The sequence below is a fragment of the Polaribacter vadi genome (assembly GCF_001761365.1).
Classification (GTDB): Bacteria; Bacteroidota; Bacteroidia; order Flavobacteriales; family Flavobacteriaceae; genus Polaribacter; species Polaribacter vadi.
This window is the reverse complement of record NZ_CP017477.1, coordinates 190,181-208,060: the sequence shown is the minus strand read 5'-3', so window position 1 is coordinate 208,060 and position 17,880 is coordinate 190,181. Positions and strand designations below refer to the sequence as shown.

Below are 17,880 nucleotides of genomic sequence, written 5' to 3'. Positions count from 1 at the left end.
ATATGAATAATAAATTTTCAGGTGCTATAAAACACCTAATTATAATCAACGTAATTGTATTTCTAATTCCACAATTATTACAATTAGATTTAACAAATATGCTGGCTTTACATTTTCCAGAAAACGAAAACTTTGGTTTTTGGCAATATGTAACGCACATGTTTATGCATGGAAGTTTCCCACATATTTTATTTAATATGTATGGTTTATGGGCTTTTGGAACTCCTTTAGAACAATTATGGGGAAGAAATAAGTTTATCTTTTTCTACTTTTCTGCAGGAATTGGAGCTGGACTTATTTACACATTGGTTAATTATTATCAATTTAATGGTATTTATGATCAATTAATGGGTTTTGGTCTTTCTTCTGGTGATATTCAGAATATTTTAAATACTGGAGGTTACAATGAAGCTGTAATTACCTTGCCAACAGAAACAATGAGAAAATTCTATAGTCTTTATCATACTCCAGCAGTTGGAGCTTCTGGAGCAGTGTATGGAGTTTTAGTCGCTTTTGGTTTGTATTTTAAAGATGCAAAATTAGCGTTGATATTTTTCCCAGTGCCAATTGCTGCAAAATACTTTATTCCAGTAATGATTTTAGGAGATTTATTCTTTGGAATGACAAAATATTCTGTAGGTAATATTGCACATTTTGCACATATTGGAGGCGCACTTATTGGTTTTATAATTGCTTATTATTGGAAAAGAAATCATTTTAAATCGATATAAATGAGTTTTATAGACGACATAAAAAGAAGATATATTTCTGGAAACATAGTTGAAAAACTAATCTTTATAAACATTGCTGTTTTTATTTTAGCATTGTTAATGAGTGTATTTTCTGGCTTGTATAACAACGAAGGAAGTTTTATTACAACATGGTTTTCTTTAGATGATGATTACAGTTCTCTTTTTACAAAACCCTGGTCTATAATTTCTTACGGATTTTTACATGCAGGTTTTATTCATATTTTATTCAATTTAATTGCTTTATATTTTATTGGGAATCTGTTTTTAGAATATTTTACACAGAAACAATTATTAAGTTTTTACTTAATAGGTACATTTTTTGGCGGTGTTTTATATGTATTAAGTCAAAATTATTTTCCACTTTTTGAAGGGCGAAATTCTTATTTAGTTGGAGCTTCTGCAGGAGTTTCTGCTATATTTATTGGGATTGCAACCTACATTCCTAATTATCAATTAAAAATACGTTTTATAGGTTTTGTGAAATTGTGGCATTTGGCTGCAGTTTGGATTGCTTTAGATGTTGTTGGTTTAATTGGAGCAAATGCAGGTGGAAGTTTTGCACATTTAGGAGGCGCATTATTTGGTTTTTTATATGTACGCAAAGCCAGCAATAAAGACATTAAACTATTTGACGGAATTAGTAATTTCTTTAAAAAGAAAGAAAAACCTTTAAAAACCGTTTATAAATCGAAAGAAAAACAGCAAAAAACCACAAATACAAACTTAAATCAGCAACAAATTGATACGATTTTAGATAAGATTAGCAAATCTGGTTATGATACTTTAACCCCCTCAGAAAAGGAATTTTTATTTAAACAAGGAAAAAAATAGCTACAAACCAATTTTCCCAACTGTGAAGAAGTTATCATTTATCAATAAAATTATTTATATTCTTAATTCGTTGTTCGCAACATTTTTATTGCTGTCTTATTTTTTGCCTTTTGTTTCCCCAAAAGCAATGGCTGGTTTTGCAATTTTAAGTTTATTAGTGCCTATTTTAATTAGTATCAATATTGTTTTTGTATTGTATTGGCTCATCAACCTAAAAAAACAATTGCTTTTATCAACTATAATTTTAGTAATGGGTTGGTTTTTTACGCCTCCTTTCTATAAACTTACAGAAAATACATCTTCTTTAAATGATGATTTAAAAGTGATGACTTATAATGTTAGAATGTTCAATCACTGGAAATGGATTGATGATGAAACCATTCCTAAAAAAATTAATGCTTTTGTTGAAGAAAAAACACCCGATATTTTATTGTTTCAAGAATATTATAGTTTAGAAAAACAGCAATTTTCATATCCTTATAAATATATAAAAACCAAAAATGAAAATGCAAAAATTGGTTTGGCAATATATTCTAAATTTCCAATCATCAACAAAGGTTCTTTGGAATTAGAAAACACCTCTAACAATATTATTTTTGCCGATATTGTTAAGAAAAAAGACACCATTAGAATTTATAATTTGCATTTACAATCTTTACAATTAAGACCAGATCAAGAGAATTTTGGCGAAGCAGATTCTGAGAGGTTGATAGCGAGATTAAAAGATGGTTTTAAGAAGCAAGCTTTGCAAACTGAAGTTTTTTTAGCGCATGAAAAAGGTTGGAAAGGTAAAAAAATAGTTGCTGGAGATTTTAATAACACTTCTTATTCTTGGGTATATAATCAAATTTCAAAAGATAAGAAAGATGCTTTTATTGAAGCTGGTAAAGGATTTGGAAAAACTTTTAATTATTGGTTTCCTATGAGAATCGATTTTATTTTAACGGATGAAAATGCAATGATTAATAGATTTAATTCTTTTTCAGAAAAAAATTCAGACCACTTTCCTATTCTAGCGAAAATAAATTGGTAAGTTTCTTTATATTCGCATAAATTCTTCTAAAAAATTTATGAAACATTTTTCTGTTGCAATTATTGGTAGTGGTCCTTCAGGAGCATCTACTGCATTTTACTTAGGGAAACAAGGAATTTCTACTGTTATCATAGAAAAAGAAACGTTACCAAGATATAAAACTTGTGGTGGAGGCTTTGTAAATAGAGGTAAAAAAGACATGCCTTTTGATATTTCTGAAGTAGTTGAACGTGAATTTTATAAAGTAGATACGTATTTTAATAATCACGATACGTGTTATCATTCCAACAAAAAAGAGCCGATCATTACCATGATTATGAGAGATGCTTTCGACAATTTAATTGTTGAAAAAGCAAAAGAGTTTGGTGTTACTTTATTAGAAAATCATAAATTATTAAGTCTTGAATATGCTGATGAAAAATCAATCTTAAAAACATCTCAAGGAGAAATTTCTGCGGATTTTGTAATCGCTGCAGATGGTGTTTTAAGTCCGACTGCAAAAATGGCGGGTTGGAAAGAAGATACTCGAAAATTAATTCCAGCTTTAGAGTACGAAGTAGAAGTATCTGGAAAAGATTTTGAGCGACTTTCTAAATCTGTTCGTTTTGATATTGATGCTGTTCCTTATGGATATGCTTGGTGTTTTCCGAAGAAAAATCATTTATCATTAGGTGTTTTAACCACTAAAAAAGGCAAAATCAACCTAAAAGAATATTATAAAAAATACCTTGCAACTTTAGAAATTAATGAAATTATAAAAGAAGATGCACATGGTTTTCAAATACCAATTGCACCAAGAACAGATGGTTTTGTAAAAAACAATGTGTTTTTAATTGGGGATGCTGCTGGTTTTGCAGAACCTATTACTTCAGAAGGAATTTCCAACGCAATTTTAAGCGGGAAATATGTTGCTGAAGCTTTTATTGAAAGTAATTTAAACAAAGATTTAGCAGAGAAAATCTATTTGGAAAAACTAAATATTAAGTTGTTACCAGAGTTAAAATCGGGTGTTCTTTTATCAAAATTTTTGTACAATAAAAATCCTGTTAGGAACTATCTTTTAAATAAATATGGACAATATTTTAATAATATTATGGTTGATATTTTACATGGAGACAGACCTTTCCCTACAAATGTTTCAGAAAAATTAAAAAATAAAATTAAAGAGAAAATTTTTTAAAATAGTGATTTAAAATCTTTTACCTGTATTTCAAAATTATAATAGAATTCATAAATCTCACAAGGTTTGTAAAAAAAGCTGTGAACTACAGATTTATAGGTCTGATAAGAAATATTTTATTAAAATTGTTTCTTCTTTTCAAATCCATATTCACGCTCTACTTTACATATTCTTAATTGATATTGTTGGTACCATTTTTCTCTACCTAAATTTCTAACTTCTGTGTGTTCAATATTATTTTTCCAACGAGAAATATCGTCTAAAGTTTGCCAATAAGAAACTGTAATTCCTAGCTCACTTCTTGCAGATTCTATTCCCAAAAAACCTTTTTGAAGTTTTGCTAAAGCTTCCATTTTCTGAGCCGTTTCTGAATAATTTTCTAAATTATCAGTCATTATCGATGTAAAAATAACAGCATAATATGGTGTTTTTAAATGATCTACAATCATAATATTAATTCGTATTTTGTTTCTGGTAATTTTAAATCTTCACTTATAAACTTCTTAACAATTTTAAAATTTAATTTTTCTAAAATCTTTGCTGAGGCTTTATTTTCATCAACAACATAGCCAACTAATTTTTTAAATTTTAATTTTTTGCAATAGTTTATTGTTCCTTCACAAACTTCAAAACCATATCCATTTCTCCAATATTTTTCTAAAAAACGATATCCAATTTTATCATCAATTCCATCTTTTACCAAGGCTAAAGTGCCAATAAATTGTTTATCAGATTTTCTTTCAATAGCATAAATCCAAAAATCGTTGTAATGTAATTGATATCGACTCATTAAATCTAACAATTCTGTTCTATTTTCTTCAAGATTTTTAACTTCCCCAGTTGCGTATTTCAAAACATTCGAATTACTTTCTAGTTGATGAAAAGGTTCTAAATCCTCTAAAGTCAGTTTTCTAATAAGTGTTCTTTCCGTCACAAAAATCATGAATAATGTTGTAAATTTGCAGAAGCAAAATATTATTTGAGTAAGACTAAAGTTTTTATTAAAAATTTAAAAACTACAACTTACTAATAGAATTATAAAACCTCGATTATCGAGTAAAAGTACAAGAATGATTGCAGATAAAAAAGTAGCTTTTTATACATTAGGTTGCAAATTAAACTTTTCTGAAACCTCTACAATAGCTCGTAATTTTGTAAATGAAGGTTTTGAACGTGTTGATTTTACTGAAGAAGCAGATATTTACGTGATAAATACCTGTTCTGTTACAGATAACGCTGATAAACGTTTTAAAGCTATTGTAAAAAATGCGTTAAAGAAAAACGACGAAGCTTTTTTAATAGCTGTAGGTTGTTATGCACAATTAAAACCAGAAGAATTAGCAGCTGTTGATGGTGTAGACTTGGTTTTAGGAGCTACTGAAAAATTTAATGTTACTTCTTACATTAACGATTTAACTAAAAATAACGTTGGTGAAGTACATTCTTGTGAAATTAGTGATGCCGATTTTTATGTTGGTTCCTATTCAATTGGCGACAGAACTCGTGCTTTTTTAAAAGTACAAGATGGTTGTGACTATAAATGTACCTATTGTACAATTCCTTTAGCTCGCGGAATTTCTAGAAGTGATACTTTAGAAAACGTGATTGAAAATGCGAAAGAAATAGCATCAAAAGGAATTAAAGAAATTGTTTTAACAGGTGTAAACATTGGCGATTATGGAAAAGGCGAATTTGGCAATAAAAAGCACGAACATACTTTTTTAGATTTAGTAAAAAAATTAGACACTGTTAATGATATTCATCGTTTGCGAATCTCATCTATAGAACCAAATTTACTAAAAGATGAAACAATTGAATTTGTTTCTGAGTCTGAAACTTTTGTACCTCATTTTCATATTCCTTTACAATCTGGAAGTGATGAGTTGCTAAAGAAAATGAAACGTAGATATTTACGTAAAACTTACACAAACAGAGTTTCTAGAATTAAAGAATTGATGCCAAATGCTTGCATTGGTGTAGATATTATTGTTGGTTTTCCTGGTGAAACAGATGAGTTATTTTTAGAAACGTATAATTATTTAAATGCGTTAGATATTTCTTATTTACACGTTTTTACCTATTCTGAAAGACCAAACACAGAAGCCGTTAATTTAGGAGGAATTATTCCTAAAAAAACACGTGCAAAACGTAGTAAAATGTTGCGTGGTTTATCTGCAAAGAAAAGACGCTCTTTTTATGAAAGTCAGTTAGGCAACACATTAACAGTTCTGTTCGAAAACGAGAATAAAGAAGGATATATAAATGGGTTTACAGAAAATTACGTAAAAGTAAAAACTCCTTGGAATCCTGAATTGGTAAACACTTTACACAAAATTTCATTAACAGAAATTGATGAAGATGGTTTGGTTAGATTCGATTTTGTAAAAGACGCTATAGCCATATAATTTGGCATCAATTTTGTATAAAAATATGTAATAATTTTAAGAATAAATTATTGCAAAAAAACTACATTTAATACATGTCCAAAACTCCCATATATTTTATGCCAGGATTAGCTGCTGGCCCAGAAATTTTTCACAATTTAACTTTAGATCCAGAAATTTACGAGTTTCATTATTTAACTTGGAAAAAACCTTTGGCTTTAGAAGAAACTATTGCTAATTATGCCATGAGAATGACAGAAGAAGTTCATCATGAAAATCCTATTTTAATTGGCGTTTCTTTTGGTGGAATTATTGTGCAAGAGATGAGTAAGTTTATGGATGTTAAAAAAATCATCATCATATCTAGCGTAAAATCTACTGGAGAACTTCCAAAAAGATTTAAAATAGCAAGTAAAAGTAAAATCTATAAATTATTTCCGACGCAAATTGTGACGAATTTTGAAAGTTATGCAAAATATTTTGTTGGAAAATCATTAGAAAAGAAAGCTAAAATTTATAAGAAATATCTTTCTGTGAGAGGAAAAACCTATATAAAATGGTCTATTCATAATGCTATCAATTGGAGACAAGAAAAACCTATGGAAGGTATTGTGCATATTCATGGTGCAAAAGATGAAATTTTCCCTATTAAAAGTATTAAAAATTGCATTAGAATTGAAGATGGAAATCATTCTATGATTATTCTGAAAGCTAAAGAAATATCAAAAATAATTCACGAAAATTTAACTTGCTAAAGCTACTTCTTATTCTTACTTTTATTATTGCTAAAATAAACTATCATGAATAAATCATTTCGAATTATATCGCTATTAAGTGTTGTTTCAGTTACCATTTTATTTATAAATGCTATTAATAAAGATGAAGTAAAAGTTGAGCCTACTTCTAATACACATAAAAACTACAAAATAAAATCTTTGACTTTGCCTGCAAATTTAAATTTGGCAGGTGAAAGAGTTCCTGTAGAAATACCAGATGTTAAAGAAAGAATGGAAAGAGAATTGTTGGTTAACACCTATTGGCAATCGAATGGTTTATTACTTTTAAAAAGAGCTAATAAGTACTTTCCTATTTTAGAACCTTTATTAAAAAAACATGGTTTACCAGACGATTTTAAGTTTTTAGCGTTGGCAGAGAGTGGTTTTACTGATGAAACCTCTAATGTTGGTGCAGCTGGAATGTGGCATTTTATGAAAGGTACAGGTAAAGAATATGGCTTAGAAATTAATGATAATGTTGATGAAAGATATGATATTGAGAAGTCTACAAAAGTGGCTGCTGAATATTTAAGAAGTTCTTATGAGCGTTTTAATTCTTGGACTTTGGCTGCTGCTGCATATAATGCTGGTAATTATGGAGTTTCTAGAAGATTAGAAGCACAAGAGGTTAACAATTATTATGATGCTAAATTACCAGATGAAACTGAGCGTTATGTTTTTAGAATTTTAGCTTTAAAAGAAATTATTAACAATCCAGAAAAATATGGTTTTGTTTTTAATAAAGAAGATTTATATACTTCTCATAAAACAACAACGATTAAAGTTGATACTGCAATTACAAACATTACTGCTTTTGCCAAAAGATATGGTATGAATTATAAAGAGTTTAAAATTCATAATCCTTGGCTAAGAGAAGATCATTTAAATAATAAAAGTAGAAAAATGTACGAAATTAAAATTCCTGTAAAATAGGTTTTTTAATTTATAATATTTTTAACTCTGCCAACCAAACCAGATTCTAATTGCACTTTTATTCCATAAGGATGTTGTATCGATTTTGTTAATATTTTAGCAACAGCACCTTTTGTTAATTCGCCACTTCTTTGATGTGGCTTTTGAATAATTTCTACGAACATACCAATTTTAATGTTTTGTCTTTTTCTTCCGTCAATAATCATAACTTAAATTTTTTATAAAAATAAAAAAAAGCCTCGCAAATTGCGAGGCTTTTAGATAAAAAATTAACTAGTGTAATAAAATATATATTATAATACTCTTACATTTACTGCGTTTAATCCTTTTCTTCCATCTTGTAAGTCAAATTCAACTTCATCGTTTTCACGAATTTCATCGATTAATCCTGACACATGTACAAAATGCTCTTTGTTTGTTCCTTCTTCAGTGATAAATCCAAATCCTTTAGATTCATTGAAAAATTTTACGGTACCTTTATTCATTATAAAAAAATTATTGTGTTGTTAAATTAAGTCCTAACAACGTTTTATTAAAATACAAATATAATGCCAATAATTGATGAACAAAAAAAATAATAGTTTTATTTTAAAATTTACATCTAAATTTAAAAATTTTTGACTTTAAGAAGTAAATTTTATATATGTCTGCTTCACCTTATATTATCAAACTTTAAATAATGAGCATAAAAAAAGCCTCGCAAATTGCGAGGCTTTTAGATAAAAATTTAACTAGTGTAATAAAATATATATATATTATAATACTCTTACGTTTACTGCGTTTAATCCTTTTCTTCCATCTTGTAAGTCGAATTCAACTTCGTCGTTTTCACGAACTTCGTCAATTAATCCAGACACATGTACAAAATGTTCTTTGTTGTTTCCTTCTTCAGTAATAAATCCAAATCCTTTAGATTCGTTGAAAAATTTTACGGTACCTTTACTCATAATATAATAGTTAAATGTGTTATCTACTTAATTGCTGATAACATTGTATTGAATTGCAAATATAGTGCCAATTAAACTATAAACACCTAAAATATCTATATAATCCTAAAAACTTTATTAAAGACTAATAATCAAAGAATTAACGCTGTTAAATTCTTTTATAATAGCTTCTAAAACCTCTTTTGCTGGTTTTATATCATGAATTAAACCTGCAATTTGCCCAATTTCAAGTTCTCCATTATCTAAATCGCCTTCAAACATCCCTTTTTTTGCTCTTGCTCTGCCTAACAACTCAATTAATTTTTCTTTGGATGGATTTTGCAAGTACAATTCCTGTATTTCTTTATAAAATTTATTTTTTATCAATCTTACTGGCGCTAATTCTTTTAATGTTAAGTGGGTATCTCCATCCTTAACATCAACAATTATATTTTTAAAATTAATGTGTGCAGAAGATTCTAAAGTAGCAGCAAACCTGCTTCCTATTTGAACACCATCTGCTCCTAAAACCATAGCTGCTAACATTCCTCTCCCAGAACCAATTCCACCAGCTGCAATTACAGGAATTTTCACCTGTTCTTTCACCATAGGAATTAATGTAAAAGTTGTAGTTTCTTCACGTCCATTATGTCCTCCAGCTTCAAAACCTTCACAAACAACAGCATCTACTCCAGCACTTTCAGCCTTTAAAGCGAATTTTACAGAACTCACAACATGCACAACTGTAATTCCTTTTTCTTTTAAGAATGATGTCCAGGTTTTTGGATTCCCAGCAGATGTAAAAACAATCTTTACACCTTCATCAACAATAATATTCATAATTTCCTCAATTTGAGGATATAGCATTGGCACATTTACACCAAAAGGTTTGTCTGTAGTTTTTTTACATTTCTGAATATGTTCTCGTAAAACTTCAGGATACATAGAACCTGCTCCAATTAAACCTAAACCACCTGCATTAGAAACTGCTGATGCTAATTTCCATCCAGAAACCCAAATCATTCCTCCTTGAACAATTGGATATTTTATATTGAAAAGTTTGGTGATTGTGTTTGTCATATTTTACAAGTTCTAATTGAGATTGGTTCTTATCTAAAATTAGTTAATTATGAATGGTATTTCCCAAGGGTAATCTACTTTCATATTTGCTATTATTCCTGGTTCAATTCCTTTCAAGTTCGCAAAATAATTGATTATTTGCTCTTCGTATTTTGAATCTAACTTTGGTGTTATTGAAATATTTTGAACATTTCCTTCTTTACCTATCTCACATTTCAGTAAAAAATTTGTCTTTAAACCTTTTTTCCTTAAATCTCTAATCAATTCATTTTTGAGCTTAATCCTTAGTTTTCTAGAACCCTCATTATATTCTGGCACTTTCAATAAAACCAATTCTTCTTTTATTTCAGAACCTTGATCATCCCATAAATTATGGTTTAAAACTTTTCCATCTTTAAAAATAATTTGAGCTCTTCTCGTTAAATTTTCATCTAAATATATCCATTCACCAACTTCTTTTCCGTTTTGAAAAGTTCCGACAGTCATAACTTTACCATTATTACTATAGTAATTATATGTACCATCTTTTTTTCCTTCGGAATTATATACTTGAGTAGTTTTTAAATTTCCTTTGTCATTAAAAGTTTTAAAAAGCCCTGTTTTTGTTTTTAAATTTTTGTTTTTAAAATGACCCTGAAGTTTCATTTTACCATTTCCAAAATAAACAGTAGCTAACCATAAAGTATCTTTCTTAACGATAGTCTGAATGTAAGTAGCTCGCTCTTTAGCTATTTTATGATAGCTCTTATCTAAGTAATTTACAATTGAATCTTTCTGCGAAAAAGAAGAAATAGAAATAAAAAAACTAAAAATTATTAAAAAACTCTTTTTCATATTTATTTTAATTTAAGATATCACTCCAGAACCTAAAAGCTCTTCATTTTTATACCAAGCCACAAATTGCCCTTCTTGAATGGCAGATTGTTTGTTTTCGAATTCCACATACAAACCACTTTCTACTTTATATAAAATGGCTTTTTCCAAAACTTGTCTGTATCTAATTCTTGCTTCAACCTCCATTGTTTCTCCAACTTTTAAGGTTAAGTCTTCACGAATCCAATGGATTTCATCATTTGAAACAAACAACACATTTCTGTATAAACCTGTATGATTTTTGCCTTCTCCAGTATAAATTACATTTTCAGTTACATCAGTTTCAATAACATATAATGCTTCTTTTGTACCACCAACATCTAAACCTTTACGTTGTCCTTTTGTAAAATAATGTGCTCCTTGATGTTTTCCAACTACTTTCCCATCTTCTTTATGATAAGAAAATTTGGTTGCAAAATGTTTTAATTCAGCCTCCTTATTTTCAAAATCTGGAGTTTCTTTTACATATTCAGAAAAATCTGATGGAATGTTTACAATAACACCTTCTTTTGGTTGTAATTTTTGTTGCAAAAATTCTGGCAACCTTACTTTACCAATAAAACACAAACCTTGCGAATCTTTCTTTTCAGCTGTAATTAAATCGGCTTCCTTAGCAATTTCTCTTACTTCTGGTTTTGTTAATTCACCAATTGGGAATAATGCTTTTGCAAGTTGTTGTTGAGAAAGTTGACATAAAAAATACGATTGATCTTTATTATTATCTTTACCAGCTAATAATTTATAAACGGGCTTTCCGTTGATAATTTCTTCGCCTTTTCTACAATAATGTCCTGTTGCAACATAATCTGCCCCTAATTTTAAAGCGATGTCCATAAAAACATCAAACTTAATTTCTCGGTTGCAAAGTACATCAGGATTTGGTGTTCTTCCTTTGGAATATTCATCAAACATATAATCTACAATACGTTCTTTGTATTGTTCGCTTAAATCTACAACTTGAAAAGGAATCCCTAATTTTTCGGCAACAATCATGGCATCATTAGAATCCTCTAACCAAGGACATTCATTGGAAATTGTAACAGAATCATCGTGCCAATTTTTCATAAAAAGCCCAATAACTTCAAAACCTTGTTCTTTTAATAAATGCGCTGTAACACTAGAATCTACTCCACCTGAAAGCCCAACAACTACTCGTTTCATTTTTTATTTTTGAGAGTGCAAAGTTACGAAAATTGTGTGGAAAGTTGTAGAAACGAATTACACAGATTTTGCAGATGTTTGTGAAAAATGAAATGTAAAAAAAAAGGTAAGGATTACTATTATTTTAAGAATGCATCCTAAATATTACACAGAGATGCGCAAAGAAAAAAGCGGAGATTCACAGAGATCTTTGTTCTAAAAAAATTATATTGAGTTTTAGACTTTAAATTTTAATTCTCTTTTGTATATGTTTTTTTCTTATTCATTTCTGCATCAGAAGCAACTTCACCATCAATATAATATTCCCATTTTCCTACTCGTTTTCCGTTTTCGTAAACACCAGTTTCTTTTAAAAGTCCTGTAAGTTCAAAGAATTTAGCAACTCCATTTGGTTGTCCGTTTTTATACGTAACTACTTCAATTAAAATTCCTTTGCTAGAATATTTTTGAGATTTGCCATTTTTCAATCCATTTTTATAGTCAGAAATTTCTGCGGGTTTTCCATTCGGATAATAATTAAATAACTTTCCTTCTAACTTTCCATCAACATACATTTCTTCTGACATTATTTTTCCATCAGGAAAAAAATAATTCCACTTCCCTACTCGTTTCCTATCTTCCATAAAACCTTTGCTTTGCAAGATTCCTTTTGTGGAAAAAAACTCTACTAAAACTAAATTATTTTTAGGTGAATAGGTTTTGATTGTTGTGGGGTTTCTAGAATCTGAAATATCGTAAAACTTAAAAACACCAATTTCTTTTCCGTTTAAAAACTCTCCTGTATAACGTATTCTTTTATTAGGATGATATTTTGTCCAAACTCCTGTTCTTTTGTTATTTGCATCAAATTGATTTATTTTTTGAGCATTTGTAGTTTCACTCATAAAAAAACAAGTAAAAAAGGTAAAAACGAAAAAGAGTCTTTTTATATTTAACATTTCAATAGAATTTTAAACAAATATACATTAATAGTGCCACAATCAAATTTACATTTCTTAACAGAACAACTCAATAATATGGAAAACCCCAAAAGGGAGAACCGACAAAGAGTGGCAAATATTGTATTGGAAAATCAAAATTTATTTAAAGATTTGGTTACTCTTACTTTTAAGGTTGATGATAAAACATCTATCAAAGCAGCTTGGATTTTAGAGTGGATTTGTACACACCATCATTTAAAATGGATGATTCCTCATTTAGATGAGTTTTCAAACAACATTTCTACCTTAAAATTTGATAGCGCTATTAGACCTTGTGCAAAAATTTGCGAACATTTTGCAAATGCTTTTTATACGTCCAAAGAAAATGAGATTAAACAAAATTTAACAAATACTCAAATTGATAAAATTGTTTCCTGTGGTTTTGATTGGCTAATTACTCCTCAAAAAATTGCAGTTAGAGCGTATACCATGAATACTTTATACCTTTTTGGATTGGATAGAAATTGGATTCATCCTGAGTTAAAACACTTAATTGAAACGAAAATTATTCATGAAAGTAAAGGTTGTAAAGCTCGTGGAAAACATATTTTAGGATTGATTGCAAAACGTAGAAAGTAGACACGAATTTCACTAATTTCTCGAATAATATTTTGAGACGGATTAAACAGATTTGCACAGATGAGTTTTATACAATCTAATTCATGAAAATCCGTAAAATCTGTGTCACTCTTTGCATAAGGTTTGATTTTGTGAAATTCGTGTTTAAAAAAAAATCGATTGTAAAGTTTCTTAGATTCTAGATTTTAATTAAAATTTCTGTTTTTTTTGCCACGAATTCACGAATTAAAAAAAACATCATCGAAAAGAGAATTTCACTAATTTTAAATCCTTTTGGATTTTTAAATATAGAAAACACCTCCAAACTAAAAAGAAAAAATTCGTGAATTCATGGCATTTGAACTTTTAATTTTTTTGAAATTATTTTTGTGAAATTCATGAAATTAGTCTCTAAAAAAACATAACAAATCTGTTGAAATCCTTATTTTTGCATTTAACAACAGAACTAACATGAACTTGACACAATTAAATGCGATTTCTCCAATTGATGGACGTTATAGAGGTAAAATATCGAAACTAGCAAACTACTTTTCTGAAGAAGCTTTGATAAAATATAGAGTTCGTGTAGAAATTGAGTATTTTATTGCACTTTGTGAAATTCCATTGCCACAATTGGCTAATTTTAACACCAATTTATTTGAAGATTTACGTAAAATTTATACTGAATTTTCTACTGAAGATGCTCAGAAAATAAAAGATATTGAAAAAATAACCAATCACGATGTAAAAGCGGTTGAGTATTTTATCAAAGAACAATTTGATGCGTTAGGTTTACAAAAATTTAAAGAATTTATCCATTTTGGATTGACTTCTCAAGATATTAATAATACTGCAATTCCTTTATCAATAAAGGAAGCTATGAATGATGTTTTTGTACCTCATTATTTTGAAGTTATAGAAAAATTACAAGAACTAGTTGTTGAGTGGAAAGACATTTCTATGTTAGCAAGAACTCATGGTCAGCCAGCATCTCCAACAAGATTAGGAAAAGAAATTGATGTTTTTGTAGTACGTTTAAAAGAACAGTTTAATTTATTGAATGATATACCAAGTGCTGCCAAATTTGGTGGAGCAACTGGTAATTTTAATGCACATAAAGTTGCTTATAAAAATATAGATTGGAAAGCATTTGGAACTGAATTTGTACAAGAAAAATTAGGTTTACAACATTCTTTTCCAACCACACAAATTGAACATTATGATCATTTAGCTGCGTTGTTTGATACTTTAAAACGTATTAACACCATCATTATAGATTTAGACAGAGATTTCTGGACCTACGTTTCTATGGATTATTTTAAGCAAAAAATTAAAGCTGGTGAAGTTGGTAGTTCTGCAATGCCACATAAAGTAAATCCGATTGATTTTGAAAATTCGGAAGGAAATTTAGGAATTGCAAATGCCATTTTTGAGCATTTATCAGCAAAATTACCAATCTCTAGATTACAACGTGATTTAACAGATAGTACAGTTTTAAGAAATGTTGGAGTTCCTTTTGGACACACCATTATTGGTTTCACATCAACCTTAAAAGGATTGAATAAGTTATTGTTGAATAAACAAAAATTTGAGGACGATTTAGAAAATAATTGGGCTGTTGTTGCAGAAGCAATTCAAACAATTTTAAGAAGAGAAGCGTATCCAAATCCTTATGAAGCATTAAAAGGATTAACGAGAACGAATGCTAAAATCAACCAAAAATCAATTGCAGATTTTATTGATACTTTAGAAGTTTCATCAGAAATAAAAGAAGAATTAAAAGCAATTACACCAAGTAATTATACAGGAATTTAAATCTATAAAAAGCACATGGCAAAAGACCTTGGGAAAATTATTGAAGACGCAATTAACAAAGCTATTAAAGACAGAGGCGAAGTTAATGTGCTAATTGCTGGGAAAACTGGCGTTGGAAAATCGACTTTAATAAATGCTGTTTTTCAAGGAGATTTTGCAACAACTGGCCAAGGAAAACCTGTAACTCAAAAAACGCGTGAAATTAAAAAAGACGGAATTCCGTTAACTTTATTTGACACAAGAGGTTTAGAGTTAGAAAAATACAGGGAAACTTTTGAAGAATTAGAAACGTTTGTAAAAAACAGGAATAACGATTCGAATCCAATGAAACATATTCATATGGCTTGGATTTGTATTGATGAAGGTTCCAGACGTGTGGAAGATGCAGAAATTGAGCTTTGTAGATTACTTTCTAAATACATGCCTGTAATTGGTGTGATTACAAAAGCAGTTTCAGATCAAGGTTTTAGAGTAAAGGTTTTAGAGCTTTTACCAAATCTTAAAAATGCAGTTCGTGTAAATTCAATTTCGGAAGTTTTAGATGATGGACATGTAATTCAAGCTTCTGGTTTGGAAGATTTGGTAGATTTAGCCATGGAAATTGTGCCTGAAGCTCAAAAACACGCTTTTGTTGCTGCTCAAAAAGTTAGTTTAAAGCAAAAAAAAAATAAAAGCCATGCCATTGTTGTAGCTGCTGCAACCACTGCTGCTGGAACTGGGGCTGCTCCTATTCCCTTTTCTGATGCTATTGCATTAATACCAATTCAAGTAGGAATGTTAGCAAGTATTACAGCTGTTTTTGGTTTCGAATTGAAAAAAGCATTTTTATCGACCTTAGTTTCGTCTACAATTACAGCTGGTGGAGCTACACTTTTAGGAAGAACAATTGTATCGAATTTACTAAAATTATTTCCAGGAGTTGGTAGTATTGCTGGTGGTGCAATTGCTGCATCTACAGCTTCTGCTTTAACAATTGCTTTTGGTGAAGCCTATATTTCTACACTAAGTTATGTTTTAAAAGACAAGGAAATATCTGAAGTAAATGAAACCGATATTTTAACTGAGTTTAAAAATAGATTTAAATTTTCAAAAAAATAACTATATCTAATGAGTCGAAATATTAAAAGTGCAATCAGTTTTTTGTCGATCATCTTTATGCTATTTTTTGGTTTTACAGCTTGTAATTCAGGAGTTGAAGACAATTCAGATAAGTTTAAAATAGGTGTTTTTGAAATTCCTGCTGGTAAAGATTTTGTAAAAGAAACCATCATTAGAAAAGATAGTATTCAGATTAGTAAATATGGTGATCATATTGATACGCTTTCAATTGAATGGAAAAATAATTTTTTCTATACATTAAAGTATATCAATCCTAAAAACGATTTACAAAAAGACCGAATGTATATTCAAATAAATAAAATTAGAGAAGACTCTTACGATTTTACAGTAAAAATCGGTTTTTCTAAATTTTCAAAAAAAGGAACAATTTATAAAGTAAAATAATATGGAAATTTTTTTACAAGCAGAAACTTGGGTTTCATTAATCACCTTAACTTTTTTAGAAATTGTTTTAGGGATTGATAATATTATTTTCATATCAATTTCTGCAAATAAGTTACCAGAAAATCAAGTTAAAAAAGCTACAATATTAGGGTTGGCTTTGGCAATGGTTACAAGAATTGCACTTTTATTTAGTGTTTCTTATTTAATCGCCTTAAAAGATCCATTTTTTTCGGTTGATTTAGGTTGGTTTAAAACGGGTTTAACTGGGCAAAGCATTATATTATTTTTAGGTGGAATTTTTCTTTTATATAAAAGTACTAGCGAAATTCGAGAAAAAATGGAAGATACAAATGAAGATAAAGTGATTAAAACTCCAAAAATAATCTCTTTTAAAAACGTTATCATTCAAATTATTTTAATTGATATTGTTTTCTCTTTTGATAGTATTTTAACAGCTGTTGGTATGACAAATGGTGTTGATGGTGCTTTAACAATTATGGTAATTGCTGTGATCATTTCTATCATTATTATGATGATTTTTAGTCAACCAATTAACAAATTTGTGAATAGAAACCCAACCATACAAATGTTGGCTTTATCATTTTTAATTTTGATTGGTTTTATGCTAATTACAGAAGGTGCACATTTATCGCATACTGAATTTTTTAACAAAACTGTAGGCGCAATTCCAAAAGGATATTTGTACTTTGCGATCGCTTTTTCATTAGGTGTGGAAATGCTAAATTTAAAATTAAGAAAAAAGAAAGAATAACATCAAAACAGTTAAAAAACATATAGGCTTTTTATTGTTGCTAATCTTTTTATTACCATTAGCAATCAACTCTTTACATGATTTAATGAATCATGAACATGCTGTATGTAATTCTAAAACTGTAAAACATATTCACGAAAAAGATGTAGATTGTGAGCTTCATTTATTGAAACAAAGCACCTCTTTTTTAGCGGAAAATAACTTCGAAATTTTAATAAATACTATTATCACTAAAAATAATAGTATTGCTTATAATTATTTAAAAAATCATACTCAATTATCGTTTTCATTAAGAGGGCCACCTCAAAGTATTTAAATTAGGT

22 protein-coding genes are annotated in these 17,880 nt (G+C 28.9%); 13 read left to right on the top strand and 9 right to left on the bottom strand.

Translation table 11 applies throughout. From position 1 onward, the window contains the following. The first annotated feature begins 2 nt into the window (after positions 1-2). Genes LPB03_RS00890 through LPB03_RS00875 form a run of 4 tightly spaced genes read left to right on the top strand, consistent with a single transcriptional unit; the run spans position 3 to position 3,796 of the window. Positions 3-731, top strand: a complete 729-nt coding sequence (locus LPB03_RS00890; protein WP_065318350.1) for a rhomboid family intramembrane serine protease — start codon at positions 3-5, stop codon at positions 729-731. Continuing rightward, complete coding sequence (locus tag LPB03_RS00885) at positions 732-1,583, top strand: rhomboid family protein (protein WP_065318351.1); 852 nt, start codon at positions 732-734, stop codon at positions 1,581-1,583. Positions 1,584-1,605: 22 nt separating this feature from the next. Then, positions 1,606-2,616, top strand: coding sequence for an endonuclease/exonuclease/phosphatase family protein (locus tag LPB03_RS00880; RefSeq protein ID WP_065318352.1), 1,011 nt, complete (start codon positions 1,606-1,608; stop codon positions 2,614-2,616). A gap of 37 nt (positions 2,617-2,653) precedes the next feature. Further along, positions 2,654-3,796, top strand: a complete 1,143-nt coding sequence (locus LPB03_RS00875) for a geranylgeranyl reductase family protein (RefSeq protein ID WP_065318353.1) — start codon at positions 2,654-2,656, stop codon at positions 3,794-3,796. Between the two features lie 119 nt (positions 3,797-3,915). Here the strand turns inward: LPB03_RS00875 and LPB03_RS00870 are convergent, their stop codons facing one another. Beyond that, the gene (locus LPB03_RS00870; RefSeq protein WP_065318354.1) at positions 3,916-4,245 is read right to left on the bottom strand and encodes an antibiotic biosynthesis monooxygenase family protein; all 330 of its coding nucleotides are present in this window, start codon (positions 4,243-4,245) and stop codon (positions 3,916-3,918) included. Next, entirely contained in the window at positions 4,242-4,739 is a 498-nt protein-coding gene (locus LPB03_RS00865; protein ID WP_065318355.1) for a GNAT family N-acetyltransferase, read from the bottom strand. The genes LPB03_RS00870 and LPB03_RS00865 overlap by 4 nt, the downstream gene beginning before the upstream one ends. A 127-nt stretch (positions 4,740-4,866) precedes the next feature. Between LPB03_RS00865 and mtaB the strand changes: the two genes are divergently transcribed. From mtaB to LPB03_RS00850, 3 genes are all read left to right on the top strand, one after another. Next, entirely contained in the window at positions 4,867-6,201 is a 1,335-nt protein-coding gene (mtaB, locus tag LPB03_RS00860; protein WP_065318356.1) for a tRNA (N(6)-L-threonylcarbamoyladenosine(37)-C(2))-methylthiotransferase MtaB, read from the top strand. Positions 6,202-6,299: 98 nt separating this feature from the next. Next, positions 6,300-6,935: an alpha/beta hydrolase gene (locus tag LPB03_RS00855; protein WP_317038999.1), complete on the top strand. Its 636-nt coding sequence runs from the start codon at positions 6,300-6,302 to the stop codon at positions 6,933-6,935. 45 nt (positions 6,936-6,980) lie between these two features. Then, positions 6,981-7,889, top strand: coding sequence for a lytic transglycosylase domain-containing protein (locus tag LPB03_RS00850; RefSeq protein WP_065318358.1), 909 nt, complete (start codon positions 6,981-6,983; stop codon positions 7,887-7,889). A gap of 5 nt (positions 7,890-7,894) precedes the next feature. Here LPB03_RS00850 and LPB03_RS00845 read toward each other — a convergent pair whose 3' ends face one another. From LPB03_RS00845 to LPB03_RS00815, 7 genes are all read right to left on the bottom strand, one after another. Next, on the bottom strand, positions 7,895-8,095 hold the full coding sequence (locus LPB03_RS00845) for a YwbE family protein (protein WP_317039000.1): 201 nt from the start codon (positions 8,093-8,095) through the stop codon (positions 7,895-7,897). Between the two features lie 87 nt (positions 8,096-8,182). Continuing rightward, on the bottom strand, positions 8,183-8,374 hold the full coding sequence (locus tag LPB03_RS00840) for a cold-shock protein (RefSeq protein ID WP_065318359.1): 192 nt from the start codon (positions 8,372-8,374) through the stop codon (positions 8,183-8,185). A gap of 270 nt (positions 8,375-8,644) precedes the next feature. Continuing rightward, entirely contained in the window at positions 8,645-8,836 is a 192-nt protein-coding gene (locus tag LPB03_RS00835) for a cold-shock protein (protein WP_065318360.1), read from the bottom strand. Positions 8,837-8,953: 117 nt separating this feature from the next. Then, positions 8,954-9,895, bottom strand: a complete 942-nt coding sequence (locus LPB03_RS00830) for an NAD(P)H-dependent flavin oxidoreductase (RefSeq protein ID WP_065318361.1) — start codon at positions 9,893-9,895, stop codon at positions 8,954-8,956. Between the two features lie 39 nt (positions 9,896-9,934). After that, a complete protein-coding gene (locus LPB03_RS00825) occupies positions 9,935-10,729 on the bottom strand; it encodes a toxin-antitoxin system YwqK family antitoxin (RefSeq protein ID WP_065318362.1) in 795 nt (264 codons plus the stop codon). A 12-nt stretch (positions 10,730-10,741) separates the two neighbouring features. Then, a complete protein-coding gene (gene mnmA, locus LPB03_RS00820; protein WP_065318363.1) occupies positions 10,742-11,929 on the bottom strand; it encodes a tRNA 2-thiouridine(34) synthase MnmA in 1,188 nt (395 codons plus the stop codon). Between the two features lie 230 nt (positions 11,930-12,159). After that, entirely contained in the window at positions 12,160-12,813 is a 654-nt protein-coding gene (locus LPB03_RS00815) for a toxin-antitoxin system YwqK family antitoxin (protein WP_231953123.1), read from the bottom strand. A gap of 132 nt (positions 12,814-12,945) precedes the next feature. Here LPB03_RS00815 and LPB03_RS00810 point away from each other — a divergent pair, with 132 nt between their 5' ends. The 6 genes from LPB03_RS00810 (at position 12,946) to LPB03_RS00785 (ending at position 17,873) form a co-directional block, all read left to right on the top strand. Then, positions 12,946-13,488, top strand: coding sequence for a HEAT-like fold family protein (locus LPB03_RS00810; protein WP_065318365.1), 543 nt, complete (start codon positions 12,946-12,948; stop codon positions 13,486-13,488). Between the two features lie 450 nt (positions 13,489-13,938). Next, positions 13,939-15,282: an adenylosuccinate lyase gene (gene purB, locus LPB03_RS00805; RefSeq protein WP_065318366.1), complete on the top strand. Its 1,344-nt coding sequence runs from the start codon at positions 13,939-13,941 to the stop codon at positions 15,280-15,282. 15 nt (positions 15,283-15,297) lie between these two features. Continuing rightward, the gene (locus LPB03_RS00800; protein WP_065318367.1) at positions 15,298-16,380 is read left to right on the top strand and encodes a YcjF family protein; all 1,083 of its coding nucleotides are present in this window, start codon (positions 15,298-15,300) and stop codon (positions 16,378-16,380) included. Positions 16,381-16,389: 9 nt separating this feature from the next. Further along, positions 16,390-16,785 carry a hypothetical protein gene (locus LPB03_RS00795; protein WP_065318368.1) on the top strand — a complete coding sequence of 132 codons (396 nt, stop codon included), beginning with the start codon at positions 16,390-16,392 and terminating at the stop codon, positions 16,783-16,785. Between the two features lies 1 nt (position 16,786). Beyond that, complete coding sequence (locus tag LPB03_RS00790; protein ID WP_065318369.1) at positions 16,787-17,557, top strand: TerC family protein; 771 nt, start codon at positions 16,787-16,789, stop codon at positions 17,555-17,557. A gap of 34 nt (positions 17,558-17,591) precedes the next feature. After that, a complete protein-coding gene (locus LPB03_RS00785; protein WP_139058929.1) occupies positions 17,592-17,873 on the top strand; it encodes a hypothetical protein in 282 nt (93 codons plus the stop codon). Positions 17,874-17,880: the final 7 nt, after the last annotated feature.